The organism is Rhodoferax sp. (assembly GCF_028715765.1).
GTDB lineage: Bacteria > Pseudomonadota > Gammaproteobacteria > Burkholderiales > Burkholderiaceae_C > Rhodoferax.
On sequence record NZ_JAQURE010000005.1, the window covers coordinates 31099 to 48317 of the forward strand.

A 17219-nucleotide genomic window follows, 5' to 3' on the forward strand; every position below is an offset into this window, starting at 1 on the left:
TTAGCGCGGAATGCCCATCACCGTGACCAGCACAATCAGTCCGCCCAGCACCATGTTCACCCCCACCCACAGCCGGATCTGCCCCAGCGCTGCGGCACCGGCAGGCCAATCCACCGAAGTCACTGCGGTGCTCAGCCGCTTGTAAAGCGCAAACCGGATATGGCCAAAAATCAGCACCATCACCAGCCCCAGTGTGGCCATCACCGTCCACTCCAGCGGCATGTGAAACTTGGCCTCTGACTGCGCCATCTGCCGGGCCGTGCTGACGATCATCCAGCTGCCTGTGACCAAAGTGAGCGTGGCCAGCACCAGCACGGCATTGAAAAACCGACCCAACACCGCGTGCATCAAGCGCACCCGTGCGCCAGGCTCCAGCACCGTCAGCGCGGGGCGCAAAAAGAAATGAGCAAACACCATGCCGCCAATCCACACCAGGATAGACAACACATGCACGGTTTTCAACAAGGCATACAACATCAAAATTACTCCAAATGGCTAACCTCCGAGTTTGCCTGAACGCCACGCCCATCAGGCCGAAGGCGCGTATGCCCTTATGCAGTTCAGATATTCATGAAAAACCATGTGACATCAGTCACAGACGGTAGGGGCTGGCCTCCGTTCCAATATGCACTTTTTAAAATCAAAGGTTGTCATGAATTCAAAGCTTTTCAAATGGGGTCAAACAGGTTGCGCCGTGCTCGGCATGGTGATGCTCATGAACGGCACAGTGCAGGCACAAGATGATGCGTTGTTGAATCAAGCACGCAATGTGGCAGGGGCAGTGCCGCCCAAGCTGCTGGAAATGCTTAACACCCAAATCGCCAAAGATGGCCCGGCCTCTGCCGTGGCTGTGTGCAACGAAAAAGCCCCCCAAATGGCCAAAGCCGCCTCTGAAAAAACCGGCTGGGCCATTCGCCGTGTGAGCCTGAAAAACCGCAACCCCAAAGCTGTGCCCGATGCTTGGGAGTTGTCAGCCTTACAAGACTTTGACCAACGTGCCGCCGCAGGTGAAAAACCTGCCACCTTAGAAAAATTTGGTGTAGTGGAAGCCAACGGCGTCAAAGAATACCGCTACATGAAAGCCCTGCCAGTGCAACAGGTGTGCACCGCTTGCCATGGGGTCACTGAAAAAATCAGCCCTGAAGTGGCTCAACAACTCCACACCCTATACCCGGCAGACAAAGCCACCGGCTACACAGTGGGTCAGATCCGCGGTGCCATCACCATCCGCAAAGCACTTTGATTTTTTAAGTCAAATTGGCCTCTAGCCCTTGATACGCTTGCACAAGCAGCTATTGAATTATTTAATCATTGAAACGGAAACAGCTGATATGAAAACTGCTCACGATCTGGTATGGGCGGCCAAAGACCGCATCACCGAAGTTGCTTTGGCAGAGGTGGATGCAGCCATCCGCGCCGCTGATGTGTTGGTGGATGTGCGCGAGGCCGACGAATTTGCCGCGGGTCATTTACCGGGCGCTGTGCACATTTCACGTGGCATGCTGGAGTTCAAATTCACCGCCAACCCCAGCCTGCAAGCGCGTGACCTGAACGTGCTGCTGTATTGCAAAACCAGCGGTCGTGCAGCGCTGGCCGCCGCTGCCTTGCATGACATGGGTTACTTGAATGTGAAATCCATTGCCGGTGGCTTTGACGCCTGGGTCGCAGCGGGCAAACCCGTAGCCACGCCCGAAGTGCCATCGTTTGAGTAGGCCACCAGGCCGCAATCCCACCTCATTGCCGTGAGGTGGCTTGTTGTCCCAAAACCAACGAAGACATTCTGAACAGCGTCCTTAATTCAAGGGTGTCAGCGCCTCGCCATGCAGCAGGAAGCCCACCAGGTTATCGGCGGCCAGTTGTGCCATGGCCATGCGCGTAGGCCGCGTGGCGCTGGCAATGTGCGGGGTCAACACCACGTTGGGCACGCTCAGCAACGCCGGGTGAACCGCAGGCTCACCCTCGTACACGTCCAACCCGGCGGCGGCGATCACCCGGTTCTTGAGCGCCTGCGCCAGCGCCGCGTCGTCCACAATGCCACCCCGCGCAAGGTTCACCAGCGTGGCGGTAGGCTTCATCTGCGCCAGCTCAGGCGCGCCAATGGTGTGGTGCGCCTCGGGCGAATAGGGCAGCACCAAAATCAGATGGTCAGCCTGCTTTAACAAATCGGCCTTACTGACATAGGTGGCGCCGCAGGCAGACTCTGCAGCCGCGTCCAGCCGTGAGCGGTTGTGGTAGATGACCTTCATGCCAAAGCCATGCGCGCCGCGCTTTGCAATACCCTGGCCAATGCGGCCCATGCCCAGAATGCCCAGCGTGCTGCCGTGCACATCAGAGCCAGCAAACATGTCATAGCGCCAGCGCTGCCACAGCCCAGCACGCAGAAAATGCTCGCTCTCAGCCATGCGCCTGGCAGTGGCCATGAGCAGCGCAAAACCAAAGTCGGCCGTGGTCTCGGTCAACACGTCGGGGGTGTTGGTGGCCTTGACGCCGGCTGCAGTCATGGCGGGCAGGTCAAAGTTGTTGTAGCCCACTGCCATGTTGGCGCAGATTTTCAGCTCTGGGCAAGCCACCAGCAACGCGGCATCAATGCGCTGGCTACCGGTAGTGAAAGCTCCTTGCTTGCCTTGCAACTGGGCAATCAACTCGGCGGGTGTCCACGCCACGTCCTCCTGGTTAGAGGTGACTTCAAAATGCTGCTGTAGCTGAGTCAACACTTCAGGGAAAACAGCGCACGCGACCAAAATGGCAGGTTTTTTCATATTAAGGTTTGCACGTCGGTAATCAGGCATTGGACTAAAGCGCACATCTCGGCCACGGTGGTTTCTTCAATGTCGAGGTAGCCTTCGTACTCAGCCAGGTTCCGTTTTTGGTGCGCGGTGTCCAACACCCGCCAGCGATTGGCTGGCCAGCCCAAGGTGTGTGTCAGACACTGAAAAACGGTGTAGCGATTTTCGCTGCGGTAGCCGTGCCAGCGTAATGCCGCCAAGGCTGCAGCGTGGGCTGCGTTGTAGGCACTGGTAAAGCGGCCTTCCAGCGACAGCTTATTCAGTTTGGCATCGCTCAGTCGGGTCTGCGCCATGGCGAGCATGCGGGTGACTTCCCTATCGTTGCGCGGCTCGGCTTTGAGTTGGCCGATGCGCACCAGGTTGTCCAGCTCAGGCAGACTCATGGGCATCCCCTATCAGTGGCAGTGTGGGCTGTGACAACACCCGGTTAACAAACGAGTCTGGCTCGGCGCGGCGACGCGCAAACTCTTGGGGTGAATAGCAACTTGGGTTGATTTTTCGACCCAATTGAGCCTCAGCGGGCTCTAGGGCAGTCAAGACCTGGCTGAGCAGCAAGTCGCACCCCACCAGCATCACGTCAATATCGCTACGGGCAGTATCGGTTTGTTTGGCTACCGAACCATAAACCCAGGCCGACTGCAGATCAGGCTGCAAGGGCTGCAAGGCATCTCGCAACACTGGCACCGTGCCCAGCGTTTTACGGGTCAAAGCGACGAGTTCAGCGTACACGGGAGAATGTGGGTTAGCTTGAAAGCGGCGCAGGTTGCCCACAGCTTTCGCATCGACCAGGCCTGCTGCAGCCAAGCGGTTGAGCTCCCGCTGAAGCGAGGCACTGCCTAGGCCAGAAAGGCGACGTAGCTCATTGAGGTGATAGGCTCGGTCAGGTTGACCAAACAGCCACACAAAGAGTCGTGATTGGCTATCGGTAAAAAGTGCAGAACTTATGCCCATGCCAAATATTAGCATAATAAAGCTATTTTTTAGCACAATTTCCATCGGTGTCTTGCGTGACATCGCCACCGGGGTCAAAGAAATCAGGCGGTTCTGAGACAAAACGGCTCTGAGACGGATTTTTAGTCTTTTCGGTGAATTCCATAGTCAGCAGCTCAAAGCAAAAACCCCGCACGAGGCGGGGTTTTTGACAACTGGCGGAAACGGAGGGATTCGAACCCTCGATGAGGCTCTACACCCCATACTCCCTTAGCAGGGGAGCACCTTCGGCCACTCGGTCACGTTTCCTGAAAATCAGAGTCGCGATTATGTCACGACTTGTCGGTGTTTTTAGGCCGCTGGCTGATCTAGTTCAAAAGCCTTGTGCAGCGCCTTGACCGCCAGCTCCATGTATTTTTCATCCACCACCACCGAGGTTTTGATTTCGCTGGTGGAAATCATCTGGATGTTGATGCCCTCTTCGCTCAATACGCGGAACATGGTGCTGGCCACGCCCACATGGCTGCGCATGCCAATGCCCACAATGGAGACCTTGCAAATCTTGGTGTCGCCCACCACCTCTTGCGCGCCCAGCTTGGGCACCACCACGGTTTTCAGCAAGTCCATGGTTTTGGCATAGTCGCCATGGTTCACGGTGAAGCTGAAATCGGTCTTGCCTTCTTTGCTGACGTTTTGGATGATCATGTCGACTTCAACATTGGCATCGGCCACGGCACCCAGAATTTGGTAGGCAATGCCGGGTTTGTCGGGCACGCCCAAGACAGAAATTTTGGTTTCATCACGGGTGAACGCGATGCCTGAAACGATGGCTTGCTCCATGTTTTCGTCTTCCTCAAAAGTGATCAGGGTGCCAGATGCGGCTTCTTCATTGATGTCGATGTCCCACGGCGTGAAGCTGGAGAGCACACGCAGTTTGACCTTGTATTTGCCAGCAAACTCGACCGAGCGAATTTGCAGCACTTTGGAGCCCATCGAGGCCATCTCCAGCATTTCTTCAAAGCTCACCGTCTGCAGGCGGCGTGCCGCTGGCACCACGCGCGGGTCGGTGGTGTAGACGCCATCGACATCGGTGTAGATCAGGCATTCGTCCGCTTTCATGGCCGCTGCCACAGCCACGGCAGACGTGTCTGAGCCGCCACGACCCAGCGTGGTGATGTTGCCCACGTCGTCCAGGCCCTGGAAACCCGTAACGATGACCACCCGGCCGGCTTGCAGGTCGGCGCGGACTTTTTGGTCGTCAATCGACTCAATGCGGGCCTTGGTGTAGGCGCTGTTGGTGCGAATGGGCACTTGCCAGCCAGCGTAGCTGACCGACTCGATGCCTTGCGCCTGCAGTGCAATGGCCAGCAAGGCGCTAGAGGCCTGCTCGCCGGTGGCGGCAAGCATGTCGAGCTCGCGGCAGTAGGCGGCGGTTTGGGTCGACGGGGCCAACTCTTTGGCCAAGGCCAGCAAGCGGTTAGTTTCACCGCTCATGGCGCTGGGCACTACCACCATTTGGTGACCCGCGCGCGCCCATTTGGCCACGCGTTTGGCCACATTGCTGATGCGCTCGGTGGAGCCCATCGAAGTGCCGCCGTATTTATGAACAATCAAGGACATGAATGGCTTTTTGAAGGGTTAAAAAAGGGTTGGATTGTACCAATCGAGGGCTTTCCCGCGTCTGACACAAAAGCCCTGCCCCACCTTCAGCTGCAGCTGGTGCCCCCGGGTTTGGCAAGCTGCAATTTGCCTCATCAGTTCCTCAAGCTGGGCGGTGCTGGGCGTGGTGTGGTGCACCGTCAGCAGCCAATGACGCAGCAAGTTGGCCAAGCGCGCGGGTCTGAGGGTTTGCAAATCAGCCAATAGCGGTGGCGCGCCCACGCGCGCCAAGTCAGCCTCAGCCACCTCTTGCAATACAAGCTGGGCCTGCGCGGCGTGGCGGCTGCTGCGGGCAAAGGTGTCAAGAAACTGCGGAAAACACCGCTGCAAGGCTGGCAGCAGTTGCGCCCGAATGCGGTTGCGGGTGAAGCGCTCATCGGTGTTGCTGGGGTCTTCAATAAAGCTGCTGCCTTGGGCACTGAGCCAGGCGCGCAAGCTGACACGGCTGACCTGCAGCAGCGGGCGGCAATAGGTCAGCCCAGCGCGTTGCCACTGTGCCGCCATGGCGCTCAGGCCTGGCAAACCTGCGCCCCGGCTTAAAGCGAGCAACAGGGTTTCGATTTGGTCGTCGGCATGTTGCGCAATAGCTATTGTTTGTATAGCTGACTTCGCTTTATTGTCAAGCGCTAGAGCCTCAAAAGCCTTGTAACGTGCATGGCGTGCGGCAGCCTCTGGGCTTTGCCCTGGGGCATGACGAGCGTCCACATGTTGGCACCACAGCGGCACCCCAAGCGCGGCACACACGGTGTAGCAATGGCGCTCAAAGTCGTCACCGGCGGCTTGCAAGCCGTGGTGCACATGCAGCGCCACCACTTGCCCGGGCCAGCGTTGGGCACACGCCAGCAGCAGTGCGGTGGAATCTGCCCCACCACTGAAGGCCACGCCCAACGGCAAGGCAGGCGCAAATGCGGCCATGGCCTGCTCGAACGGGCGCGTCACAGACGGATCACAGGCGGGAAAAAATCAAGCGCTTAAATGCTTACTTGCCTGTGGCTTTGGTGTCAGTAAAGCGGCCGTAGCTTTGCAGGCGCTCAAAACGGCGATCCAGCAGCTCTTTGGATTTCAAATCGCTGACCTGGCGGTAGGCGTCGGTCAGGGCGCGCTTGAGAAAAGCGCACATTTGCTTGGGGTCGCGGTGCGCGCCGCCCACTGGCTCGTTGACAATTTTGTCAATCACTCCCAGCGCTTTGAGGCGGTGGGCGGTAATGCCCAGGGCATCGGCTGCATCTTGGGCTTTGTCAGCGGTCTTCCAGAGGATCGAGGCACAGCCTTCGGGGCTGATGACAGAGTAAATAGAGTATTGCAACATCAGTAACTGGTCACCCACCGAAATGGCCAGCGCACCGCCCGAGCCACCTTCGCCAATGATGGTGACGATGATGGGCACCTCCAGCTGCGCCATCTCGAAGATGTTGCGGCCAATGGCCTCGGCCTGGCCGCGCTCTTCGGCATCAATGCCAGGGTAAGCGCCAGGGGTGTCGACAAAGGTGAACACCGGCAGCTTGAATTTTTCAGCGGTTTTCATCAGCCGCAGGGCTTTGCGGTAGCCCTCGGGCTTGCTCATGCCAAAGTTGCGCATGGCGCGCTCTTTGGTGTCGCGGCCTTTTTGCTGGCCAATCACCATGCACGGCGTGCCATTGAAGCGCGCCAGACCGCCCACTATGCTTAAGTCGTCTGAAAAATGCCGGTCACCATGCAACTCCACAAAATGCGTGAACAGCTCGTTCACATAATCCATGGTGTAGGGGCGCTCGCAATGGCGGGCAATTTTGGTGATCTGCCAGGGGGTCAGGTCGCTGTAAATGTCTTTGGTGAGTTGCTGGCTTTTTTTGGCCAGCTGGTTGATTTCAGCTGAAATATCAACGGCTGACTCGGTTTGCACATAGCGCAATTCTTCAATTTTGTTTTCCAACTCGGCAATTGGGGACTCAAAGTCGAGAAAATTCTTTTTGGCCATGAAGGCTCCTTTTCATCAGTAATTGACCGGTAAAGGGTCCAAAGACCGCCAAATATACCAAGTTGCCACCGTGCGATACGGTGCCCAAGCTTGCGACACCTCGCGGGCGTCGCTGCGGCTGACCGCTTCGCCTGAAAAATAACTTTTGCTGATGCCGTTGATCAGCCCCACGTCGTCCAGCGGCAGCACGTTCGGGCGCATCAGGTGAAAGATCAAAAACATCTCGGCCGTCCAGCGGCCAATGCCGCGAATGGCCACCAGTTCGGTGATGATGGCCTCGTCGTCCATGCCCGCCCAAGCATCGGCATGCACCATGCCATTGTCAAAGTGCAGTGCCAAGTCAACCAGATACTCCACCTTGCGCACGCTCAAGCCAGCGGCGCGCATGTCGTCAATTTTGAGTTTCAGCACCTGCGCCGGGGTGACTTGTTCGGGCAACTGGGCAAACCGATCCCACACCGTTTGGGCCGCCTTGACCGAGATTTGCTGCCCCACCACGCTGCGTGCCAGGGTGGCAAACGCATCGCCGCGGCTTTGCAAGCTCACGCTGCCATGCTGCGGAATCAGCCGCTTCATGACCCGGTCTTTTTTCATCAGATGCTTGCAAGCGTCTGCCCAGTAAGCTGGGGCAGACGCATCAAACACTATTTTTTTAGTAGCTGCTTGCGCTTTATTCATAAGCGCTAGAGGCATAAAACACCATTAAAAACTGGGGTGTGGCAGGTGACTGACATCACTTGACCGCCTCCCAGGTGGTGCCGCTGGCTGAATCTTTCAGCACAATGCCCTGCGCCAGCAGGTCTTGGCGAATGCGGTCGGCCTCGGCAAAGTTTTTGGCCGCTTTGGCGGCAGCGCGCTCGGCAATGCGGGAGGCAATGGTGGCCTCGTCCACGCTGCTGCCTGACTGCAAATAGGTGTCGGGGTCTTCCTGCAGCAATCCCAGTACGCCGCCCAGCGCTTTGAGCAACCCAGCCAATGCGCCCGACTGGCTGCGATTGACCTCACCGGCCAGCTCAAACAACACCGCCACTGCTTCGGGGGTGCCAAAGTCTTCGTCCATGGCCGCTTTGAAGCGTGCTGCATGGCCTTGCGTCCAGTCAATCTCCACCGCTTGCGCGGGCACCCGTGCCAGCGTGGTGTAGAGGCGTTTGAGCGATTGACGGGCGTCTTCCAGGTGCACGTCGCTGTAATTCAAGGCACTGCGGTAATGCGCACGCACAATGAAAAAGCGCAGGGTTTGGGCATCAAATTTGGCCAAAATTTCCCGGATGGTGAAAAAGTTGCCCAGGCTTTTGGACATTTTCTCGAAATCGCGGGTGACAAAGCCGTTGTGCATCCACACCTGTGCCAGAGGCTGGTGGTAGGCACCCTCGCTTTGGGCAATTTCGTTTTCGTGGTGCGGAAACTGCAGGTCAGCGCCGCCACCATGAATATCCACGGTGTGCCCCAACAGCTCGCCGCACATGGCCGAGCACTCAATGTGCCAGCCTGGGCGACCCGCCCCAAAAGGGCTGGCCCACTGGGCATCGGCAGGCTCGCTGGGTTTGGCTGATTTCCACAACACAAAATCCAGCGGGTCGGTTTTGCCGTCTTGCACCGCCACCCGTTCACCGGCGCGCAGTTCGTCCAAAGACTTGCCGCTGAGCTTGCCATAACCCAAAAACTTGCGCACCGCGTAATTGACATCGCCATCCGCACTTTGGTAGGCCAGGCCTTGGTCTTTGAGCTGGCCAATGAGTTTGAGCATGGACGGCACGTGGTCAGTGGCACGCGGCTCCAAAGTGGGTCGCAAAATGCCCAAGGCATCGGCATCTTGGTGCAGCTCAGCCACCATGCGCTCGGTCAGGGCGCGAATCGGCTCACCGTTTTCCAGCGCGCGCTTGATGATTTTGTCGTCAATGTCCGTGACGTTGCGCACATGGGTCACTTGCAGCCCACTGGCTTCCAGCCAGCGGCGCACCACGTCAAACGCCATCATGGAGCGGGCATGCCCGAGGTGGCACAGGTCATAGACCGTCATGCCGCACACGTACATGCGCACCTGGCCAGGCACAAGGGGGGTAAAGGCTTGCACATCGCGGCTAAGCGTGTTGAAAATACGCAAACTCATGGGTCAAATCAATCTGGTGTTGGGGTGAAACGTAGCAGGGTCTTGGGGGCGATCGCCCTGAAACCGATGCCGCTGCACGGCACGCCAGGAGCCGAAAAAAAGCCCGCTCAGCTACAATGTGTGCCAGTATAAAGCCCTGCGCCAACCTGTTCTTTGGCGCCAGAACCCCCCGCAATCACCACCACCCGCCATGAAGCACAACCGTTCTGTTCTCCTTAAAACCCTGCGTTTGCTCACCTTGGTGGGGGCGTGCACCGCGCAGTTTGGCCATGCCGACGAGTACACCGATGTCAGCCAACTGGTGCGTGCCAACAAGTTCTCTGAAGCTTTGACGCAGGTTGACAGCCATCTGACAGCCAAGCCTGCCGACCCGCAAATGCGCTTTCTCAAAGGTGTGATTCAACGCAACCTGAACAAAACCGCAGACGCCATCACCACTTTCACCAAGCTCACCGAAGATTACCCCGAGCTGCCTGAGCCCTACAACAACCTGGCGGTGCTGTACGCAGGCCAAGGCCAGTATGACAAAGCTCGGTTGGCGCTTGAAATGGCCATTCGCACCAACCCCAGCTACGCCACGGCGCATGAAAACTTGGGCGATGTCTATGCCCGCCTGGCCAGTCAGGCTTACAACAAAGCCTTGCAACTTGACAGTGGCAACATGGTTGTGCCACCCAAGCTGGCATTGATCAGAGAAGTGTTCAAACCCAACCTGACCAACGCACGACCCGGGGCAGGCACCACGGTGGTCGCAGCGGCTGCGCCGATCGCCACGCCCGCCCCAGCCGTGAGCGTGCCCAGCGCCAAGCCCACCCAGGCATTGACCCCAGCGGCCGCTTTGCCCACCCCGACCGCTGTGGCTGTGCCCGCCAAACCCGTGCCACCCGTGGCTGTTGCTGCCACCCCAACGGCCAAGCCTGCACCCGCACCGGCCACAGCCGATGCCGAGAAAACGGTTGAGGCCGCCGTCATAGCCTGGGCGCAAGCTTGGTCAGGCAAAGACATGGCGGGTTATTTGGCCGCCTACAGCCCCGACTTTGACACCCCCGGCAAACAATCACGCAGCGCTTGGGAAAAAGACCGCACCGACCGCATCACGGGCAAGTCGCGCATCAGCGTCAAATTGACCGAACTCAACATCAAAGTCACGGGTGACGAGGCTGTGGCACGTTTCCGTCAGGCCTACAAGGCCGACAGCTTGTCTGTGTCGAGCCGCAAAACCTTGCACCTGAAAAAGCAGGGTGCGGGTTGGCTGATCACCCGCGAAGCCACGGGCAATTGACCTGCAGGTTGCCAGCCACCAGGCGTGCGTTGGGCGGCTTTGGCCGCCTTCGTTTTCATCACCCATGAGCCGTTTTCTTACCCACTTGCTGCCGCTTGCCGTGCTGACTCTCAGCCTCGGGCTGGGGAGCGGGCATGCTTGGGGCAAGCCAGCCAAGACCGCCAAAGCGCACACCAACACCCGAGTCAAACCATCCGCTAAACCTACTCCGCCTCCCGTGAAAGCACCTCAAGACGGTGTGGCCGAGGCGCGTTTGATCGAGGTCTACCGCCTCATTGGCAAGGCCGACACCCACAACGCTCTGCAAAAAGCAGAGCGACTGGTCAAAGACTTCCCCACCTTTGCCTTGGCGCAGCTGGTCTATGGCGACTTGCTGACAGCGCGCAGCCGCCCGCTGACCCAGTTTGGCGACGTGCCTGCCGAGCTGCAAAAAAGCAGTGGCAACGCCTTGACCGAGCTCAAAGACGAGTCGCACATGCGGCTCAAAGCCTTGCGTGCGCGCCCACCCGCGGGCACAGTGCCGGCTGAATTTGTACAGCTTGCGCCCCAAAACAAACACGCCATAGCCATCGACGCCAGCCATTCGCGCCTGTATTTGTTTGAAAACAAGGGCAATGGGCTGAGTTTGGTGGCCGACTACTACATTTCTGTGGGCAAGCTGGGCATTGAGAAAAAGGTTGAAGGTGACCAGCGCACGCCCTTGGGCATTTATTTCATCACCAGCCAGCTCGACCCCAAGAACCTCAAAGACTTTTACGGCGCCGGGGCGCTGCCCATCAATTACCCCAACGTACTTGATCTCAAACGTGGCAAAACCGGCAGTGGCATTTGGTTGCACGGCACGCCCCCGGGTGAGTTTTCGCGCCGCCCCTTGGCCAGCGATGGCTGTGTGGTGCTGGCCAACCCCGATCTTGAAAAACTCTTGCGCACGGTGCAAATTCGCTCCACCCCGGTGCTGATTTCACGCAGCCTGAAGTGGGTGCCACCACAAAGTTTGCGCCCACGCTCGCAAGAATTCACCGCGCAGCTCAACGCCTGGCTCAAAGCCAAGTCTGAGGGCAACATCCATCAAGTCAGCCAGTTTTATGCGCCCGACTTCAACAACGGCAAACCACTGACCGAATGGTTGCCCAAACTGCGCCAAGAGGTGGCCGCCACACAAGGGCGCACGCTCGCCATCAAAGACCTTTCGCTGCTGCATTGGGTTGACACCAGTGAGACCATGGTGGTCACGTTTGGTGAAGTCGCCGAAGGCCAGCGCACCGGTAACACGCGGCGCCAGTACTGGAGCCGCCAGCACAACCAATGGAAAATCATTTACGAAGGAGTGAACGGATGAAATACAAGTCTTTTACCGCCCTGGCACGCACTGCTGTTGCGTGCATAGCTCTTTATTCAGTAGCAAGTCTGGCGCAGGCTGAAGCGGTACGCCAGGTCAAGCTGGCCACCAGCCAAGGCGACATTGTGCTGGAGCTGTACCCCGAGAGGGCACCGCAAACGGTGGAAAACTTTGTCCAGTATGTCAAAGACAAACACTACGACGGCACCATTTTCCACCGTGTCATTGGCAGCTTCATGATCCAAGGCGGGGGGTTTGATGCCAATTACGTTCAAAAACCAACCCGTGCGCCGGTGGTGCATGAAGGCCGTGCAGCCATGGCCAAAGGCTTGCACAACGTGGCTGGCACTGTGGCCATGGCGCGCACATCAGACCCGCAGTCGGCCAGCGCCCAGTTTTTCATCAACGTGGCCGACAACCGCCGCCTGGACCCCACCTTCATTCCCCCCGGCGACCCGGTGCCCGAATTTGAATACAACGGCGAAGTGTTCAAAAACACGCCCCGCGCCGAGTTGCTCAATGCCCGCAAGCTGTTTGGTTACACGGTCTTTGGTAAAGTGATCTCCGGCATGGACGTGGTCGACAAAATCAAAGCCACGCCCACTGGCGCAGGCGGCCCATTTGGCACCGATGTGCCCAAAACTCCCATTCTTATCAACTCTGCAACCCTGGTGAAATAAATCATGAGCAACCCCCAAGTCGAACTGCACGTTAAAAATTACGGCACCATCACCCTTGAACTGGACGCCGACAAAGCGCCCAAGTGCACCGCCAATTTCTTGGCCTATGTGGCCAAAGGCCATTACGACAACACCATTTTTCACCGCGTCATTCCCGGTTTTATGGTGCAAGGCGGCGGCATGGAGCCCGGCATGGCACAAAAGCCGTGCGATGCGCCGATTCAAAACGAAGCCAACAACGGCCTGAAAAATCTACACTACACCGTGGCCATGGCGCGCACCGGCGACCCCCATTCCGCCACCGCCCAGTTTTTCATCAACGTGGCTGACAACGGCTTCCTGAACCACACCGCCCCCAGCCAGCAAGGTTGGGGCTACGCCGTGTTTGGCAAAGTGGTGGCCGGCACCGAAGTGGTTGACAAAATCAAGGCCGTGAAAACCGGCCGCAAGGGCTACCACGACGACGTGCCACTGGAAGATGTGGTGATTGAAAAGGCTGTGGCGCTCTGAGCCTTTTGCTTTGCCCCCAGGTCGATGCCGCCCCCAGCTGGCGCACCATCGACCTGATGTCTGACCTGCATTTGCAGGCCAACCAGCCCGCCACATTTGCGGCCTGGCAACACCACATGGCGCACACGCCGGCAGATGCGGTATTCATATTAGGTGACTTGTTTGAGGTCTGGGTGGGTGACGACATCTGCCACAGCCCCAACACCCCGGAGGGTGCTTTTGCCCAGCAGTGCTTGACTGTGCTGCAAGCTGCCGCCCAGCGACTGGCGCTGTTTGTGATGCACGGCAACCGAGATTTTTTACTGAGTGCTGACTTTGCCAAGCAAAGTGGCTGCACCCTGCTGGCCGACCCCTGTGTGCTGAACTTTGACGGCCAGCGCCTGCTGCTCTCGCACGGTGACGCACTGTGCCTGGGAGATGTGGACTACCAACACTTTCGCCGCCAAGTGCGTGGGGCGGCATGGCGCACCGCTTTTTTGGCCAAACCCCTGGCACAGCGCATTGCGGTGGCCAAAGGCTTGCGTGAGCAAAGTGAGTCTTTGAAAGCCGATGGCGCCAGCTACGCCGATGCCGACCCAGCCATGGTGGCGCAGTGGCTGCAGGCCGCCCAAGCCACCACCCTGATTCACGGCCACACCCACCAACCGGCCGACCACAGCTTCACCACCTCAACTGGGTTGACGCTGCAGCGAAGGGTGTTGAGTGATTGGGATGCCAGCGCCACCCCACCCAGAGGCGAGGTCCTGCGTTGGACCAAAGGCAATGAGCCTGTCAGGCATCGCCCTCTGTAGCGTCACACTCAAGGTTTGAGCAACACCTTCAGCACGTTTTGCACCCGGCGAACTTGCGCCGCGTCAAACGCTGCAGACCACACGGTGGCGGCGTCTTGCGTCCAGGTTTGCGCCGGTGCGGGGTCGTTGCGCTTGGTCAGCAATTGCAGTTGCAGCATGCGCCGCGCGCTCAGGTGCTCAGCCGGGGTGGGCACTTCGGCCGCCATTTCCAGCCGCAACAAGGCCGTGCTGGCATCGCCGCTGGCGGGTTGTGACACGGCTTTGATCCAGGCGCTGCGCACGCTTGGGTTCACGCGGCTGCCCAATTCTTGGGCGCTGGGTACATGCGTGGCATCGCGTGTTTCCCAGGCCGTCAGCAACTGGGTCAAGGCCTCGCCGTGGGCTTGAGCGGCCAGTTTGCGCAGCGCCATTTGTGCTTGCTCCAAGGCATCTCGTTGAGCCCGGAAAGCAGCATCGCCCAAACGTGGGGCATCGGCACGGTCGCCAAAAGCCGGGCGCTCAAAGCGGCCAAATTCACGCGGTCCACGGGCATCACGTGCACCGTCTCGGGAGCCTGAAGGTCGGCTGTCTTTGCGGTCGCCAAATTTGCCAGGGCGTCCAGCCACAGCAGGCTCTTCTTTCTTCTGGCCTGGGCGGTCGTCGCCGCGCATGGCCACGACACGTTTGGGTGCCGACGCAGGGGCCACCGCAGGGGTGCTGTCAGCCTCGGCGGCGTTGGCCGTAGACGCGTCTGATACGGCCTCAACTGCTTCGTTTTCAGTAGCTGCTTGCGCAGTATCTGCCTGCGCTACAGCCTTATTTTCTTCTGAAGTGGCAACATCCACCGCAGCTTGCGCCTGGCGCTGACCGCTGAGCGCGGCATCCAGCGCAGCCATGGCGGTGCGAATGCTTTGGGCGTCGCCGCTGGCGTTGGCCGCTTGCAGGGCTTTGGAGGCTTCCAGCACAATGCGGTCGCGCTCGCTCAAGGCGCTTTGGGCTTTTTCGCGCTCGGCTGTTTTGCGGTTGAAAGCCTCATCAATCGGCTTGCGGAAGGCATCCCACAGCTTTTGCTCATGGCGGCGGTCAATCGGCACCCGGTGTGCCTCGGCTTGCCAGCGCTGTTGCAAGGTTTTGACTGCGTCAATGCGCAAATTGACCTCAGCCCCCAGCGCTTTGGCATCGTCAATCATGTCGTGACGGGCTTGCAGGCTGAGTTTTTGCAAGGCTTCCAATGGCGCTGCAGCGTGGTCGATGGCAGCCTTCCACAGCGGCTGCAGTTCGGCAAACATTTTTTCGCCCACATGCCCCGACTCGCGCCAGCGGTCACCAAATTGGTGCAACACGCGGTGAAAGCCTTTCCAGTCGTCATCAAGTGCCACCCGGTTGGCTTCGGCCCAGGCCGTGACTTCATCGATCAGCGCCAGCCGTTGGGCGCGGTGTTCGGCAGACTCGGCTTTGACTTTTTCCAGCCAAGCCTCCACCACTTTGTGCGCCTCGTTGCAGGCATCGTCAAAGCGTTTCCACAGCGCATGGTTGGGCACACCACCTTGGTCGGTGGTTTTCCATTGCTCGCGCAATTGGCGCAAGGTGTCTTGCATCTTGCGTCCACCCACGGCTTGACCTTCAGGGCGATTGAGCAGGCCTTGCGCCTTGGCCAACAGTTCTTCGCGCAACTGGTCGGCACGCCAACGCTGCCAGCCTTCGAGCTCACCCGCAGCGGTCAAGGCGGTGTGCGCCTGGGCTTCGAGTTTGTCGTCAATCAGACGGGCGTTTTCTTTCAAGGCCTGGCGCAGGGCATTGGCCACGCCAGCCGTTGCCTTGCCATGGCCTTGCGCCATTTCTTGCTCTAATTTAGTGAGCGTTTCACGCACCAAGCTGGAGGCTTTGGCACGCAATTCAGGGTCAACCTTGGGTTTGGCGGGGGTCACTGGCACTTCAAGGGGAATGCCGCGCGCCACACGCAGTTCATCAGCCCACACCGGCACTTGTGGCAGCGGTGCGCTGGCATCCAGGGCGGCTGCCACGGTGAGTTGCAGCGCTTCAGAGAAAGCTTCCCAGACCAGCAGCAGTTGGGCTTGGGAGTCTTGCAACTGGGGCACAAAACGGGCGTCTACGCTGGGCCAATTGGCATCGCCAGAGAGCGTTTGCGCTTCGCTTTGCCAGTGCGCCACATCGGTGACCAAGGCCGCTTGGGCGGCTTGGGCATCGGCCCAGGGTTTGGTGGAAAGCACTTCAATGCGTTGCGCCAGCAGCACCGCAGCTTCACGCTGCACTTGCACCCGGTGTTGCAGGTCTTCAATGGCACGCACGCGCTCAACCAATTGGGCTTTGAGTCCAGCCAGCGGCTCTTTGCTCAGCGGTGCGCCAGCTTTGGCGGCATCGCGTTGCCAAGCCAGGGCATCGGCTAGGTTGAGTTTGGACAAGGCCAACAGGGCTTGGGCTTTGTCGGCCCATTCGAGCGCAATGGTGGCTTGGGTTTTGCTGCGTTTGATGTCGTCAAGTTTTTCACGCACCAGTTTGGCGGCACCCTTGTCTTTGACGCTGAGTTCTTTGAACACCTGCTGCAATTGCTCGCCGCTGGGGCTGCTGGCCAACCACTCGCGAATGCAAGCCATGCGCTCGCCCGAGGTGTGGGCTGAAAACGCGCCATGGGTCAGGGCATCCAGCGGGTGCGCTTCATGGCTTTTGGCAGTGACGACGGGCGCGTCAGGGGTGGGGGTGGCTGGCTTGGATTTGGAGAAGGAAAACATCGACATCGCGCACTGAAGTGAAGGGCTACCCGCTGTGGAGTGCAGCGGGACGAAAACGTGTATTTTCGCCGGGTTTTTTGCTATTGACTGGAAACGGCGGTAAATAGGGCGCGAATCAAACTGCTGTGGCAGCGCTGCTGATGCGCGGGCGGCTTATTTTGTTGAGGTTTTATCTGGGTTGGCATGGTTTGAGACTTGTGTTTTGCCGTGGGGGCGTCTCTGGTGCTGGCTTGGTGTTTTGGCGCGCTGGCTGATGTAGTGCCTCTGGCTTACTACTGCTTTGGTGGCTCTGGCACGGCGCGGCGGATGGGTCAGGTGCGTGCGGTTTTGGGGGCAAAACACACGCGGGGCTGTGGGTGCAGTTCGCCCAACACCGCTTGCGCGCGCCTTTGTCCCCAAAGCCCGGTCACCTGACCCAACCACCACGCCTTATCTGTGTGGATATT

Annotated in this window: 17 protein-coding genes and 1 tRNA gene; 7 read left to right on the forward strand and 11 right to left on the reverse strand. The window is 58.8% G+C overall.

The genetic code is table 11. The features are described 5' to 3' along the window. Complete coding sequence (locus PHT20_RS03090) at window positions 1–477, reverse strand: CopD family protein (protein ID WP_301019383.1); 477 nt, start codon at window positions 475–477, stop codon at window positions 1–3. A 175-nt stretch (window positions 478–652) separates the two neighbouring features. On the opposite strand from PHT20_RS03090, the gene PHT20_RS03095 reads away from it, so the two are divergent. Next, window positions 653–1243, forward strand: a complete 591-nt coding sequence (locus tag PHT20_RS03095; RefSeq protein ID WP_301019384.1) for a DUF3365 domain-containing protein — start codon at window positions 653–655, stop codon at window positions 1241–1243. Between the two features lie 88 nt (window positions 1244–1331). Beyond that, window positions 1332–1712, forward strand: a complete 381-nt coding sequence (locus tag PHT20_RS03100; RefSeq protein ID WP_301019385.1) for a rhodanese-like domain-containing protein — start codon at window positions 1332–1334, stop codon at window positions 1710–1712. A gap of 81 nt (window positions 1713–1793) precedes the next feature. Here PHT20_RS03100 and PHT20_RS03105 read toward each other — a convergent pair whose 3' ends face one another. The 9 genes from PHT20_RS03105 to cysS all read right to left on the reverse strand — a co-directional run bounded on the left by PHT20_RS03105 (window position 1794) and on the right by cysS (window position 9442). Then, a complete protein-coding gene (locus PHT20_RS03105; RefSeq protein ID WP_301019386.1) occupies window positions 1794–2759 on the reverse strand; it encodes a D-glycerate dehydrogenase in 966 nt (321 codons plus the stop codon). After that, entirely contained in the window at window positions 2756–3169 is a 414-nt protein-coding gene (locus tag PHT20_RS03110) for a hypothetical protein (RefSeq protein ID WP_301019387.1), read from the reverse strand. Before PHT20_RS03110 ends, PHT20_RS03105 begins: the two co-directional genes overlap by 4 nt. Then, the gene (locus PHT20_RS03115) at window positions 3156–3590 is read right to left on the reverse strand and encodes a nucleotidyltransferase domain-containing protein (protein WP_301019388.1); all 435 of its coding nucleotides are present in this window, start codon (window positions 3588–3590) and stop codon (window positions 3156–3158) included. Before PHT20_RS03115 ends, PHT20_RS03110 begins: the two co-directional genes overlap by 14 nt. Before the next feature lie 342 nt (window positions 3591–3932). Continuing rightward, a tRNA-Ser gene (locus PHT20_RS03120) sits at window positions 3933–4025 on the reverse strand. A gap of 42 nt (window positions 4026–4067) precedes the next feature. Then, window positions 4068–5336, reverse strand: coding sequence for an aspartate kinase (locus PHT20_RS03125; RefSeq protein ID WP_300083429.1), 1269 nt, complete (start codon window positions 5334–5336; stop codon window positions 4068–4070). Window positions 5337–5354: 18 nt separating this feature from the next. Beyond that, complete coding sequence (gene tilS / locus PHT20_RS03130) at window positions 5355–6314, reverse strand: tRNA lysidine(34) synthetase TilS (RefSeq protein ID WP_301019389.1); 960 nt, start codon at window positions 6312–6314, stop codon at window positions 5355–5357. 40 nt (window positions 6315–6354) lie between these two features. Then, window positions 6355–7332 (reverse strand): acetyl-CoA carboxylase carboxyltransferase subunit alpha, encoded by a 978-nt coding sequence (locus PHT20_RS03135; protein WP_300083425.1) that lies wholly within the window; start codon window positions 7330–7332, stop codon window positions 6355–6357. A 15-nt stretch (window positions 7333–7347) separates the two neighbouring features. Beyond that, window positions 7348–8010, reverse strand: coding sequence for a DNA-3-methyladenine glycosylase 2 family protein (locus PHT20_RS03140; protein WP_300083423.1), 663 nt, complete (start codon window positions 8008–8010; stop codon window positions 7348–7350). Window positions 8011–8065: 55 nt separating this feature from the next. Then, window positions 8066–9442, reverse strand: coding sequence for a cysteine--tRNA ligase (cysS, locus tag PHT20_RS03145; RefSeq protein ID WP_301019390.1), 1377 nt, complete (start codon window positions 9440–9442; stop codon window positions 8066–8068). 190 nt (window positions 9443–9632) lie between these two features. Between cysS and PHT20_RS03150 the strand changes: the two genes are divergently transcribed. The 5 genes from PHT20_RS03150 (at window position 9633) to PHT20_RS03170 (ending at window position 14044) form a co-directional block, all read left to right on the forward strand. Further along, window positions 9633–10724, forward strand: coding sequence for a tetratricopeptide repeat protein (locus tag PHT20_RS03150; protein ID WP_301019391.1), 1092 nt, complete (start codon window positions 9633–9635; stop codon window positions 10722–10724). A 64-nt stretch (window positions 10725–10788) separates the two neighbouring features. Next, window positions 10789–12063, forward strand: coding sequence for a L,D-transpeptidase (locus PHT20_RS03155; RefSeq protein WP_301019392.1), 1275 nt, complete (start codon window positions 10789–10791; stop codon window positions 12061–12063). Next, window positions 12060–12743: a peptidylprolyl isomerase gene (locus PHT20_RS03160; protein WP_301019393.1), complete on the forward strand. Its 684-nt coding sequence runs from the start codon at window positions 12060–12062 to the stop codon at window positions 12741–12743. Before PHT20_RS03155 ends, PHT20_RS03160 begins: the two co-directional genes overlap by 4 nt. 3 nt (window positions 12744–12746) lie before the next feature. Further along, window positions 12747–13253, forward strand: a complete 507-nt coding sequence (locus tag PHT20_RS03165; protein ID WP_301019394.1) for a peptidylprolyl isomerase — start codon at window positions 12747–12749, stop codon at window positions 13251–13253. 5 nt (window positions 13254–13258) lie between these two features. Further along, window positions 13259–14044 carry a UDP-2,3-diacylglucosamine diphosphatase gene (locus PHT20_RS03170; RefSeq protein ID WP_366520885.1) on the forward strand — a complete coding sequence of 262 codons (786 nt, stop codon included), beginning with the start codon at window positions 13259–13261 and terminating at the stop codon, window positions 14042–14044. Window positions 14045–14052: 8 nt separating this feature from the next. Here the strand turns inward: PHT20_RS03170 and PHT20_RS03175 are convergent, their stop codons facing one another. Next, window positions 14053–16773, reverse strand: a complete 2721-nt coding sequence (locus tag PHT20_RS03175; RefSeq protein WP_301019451.1) for a DUF349 domain-containing protein — start codon at window positions 16771–16773, stop codon at window positions 14053–14055. Window positions 16774–17219: the final 446 nt, after the last annotated feature.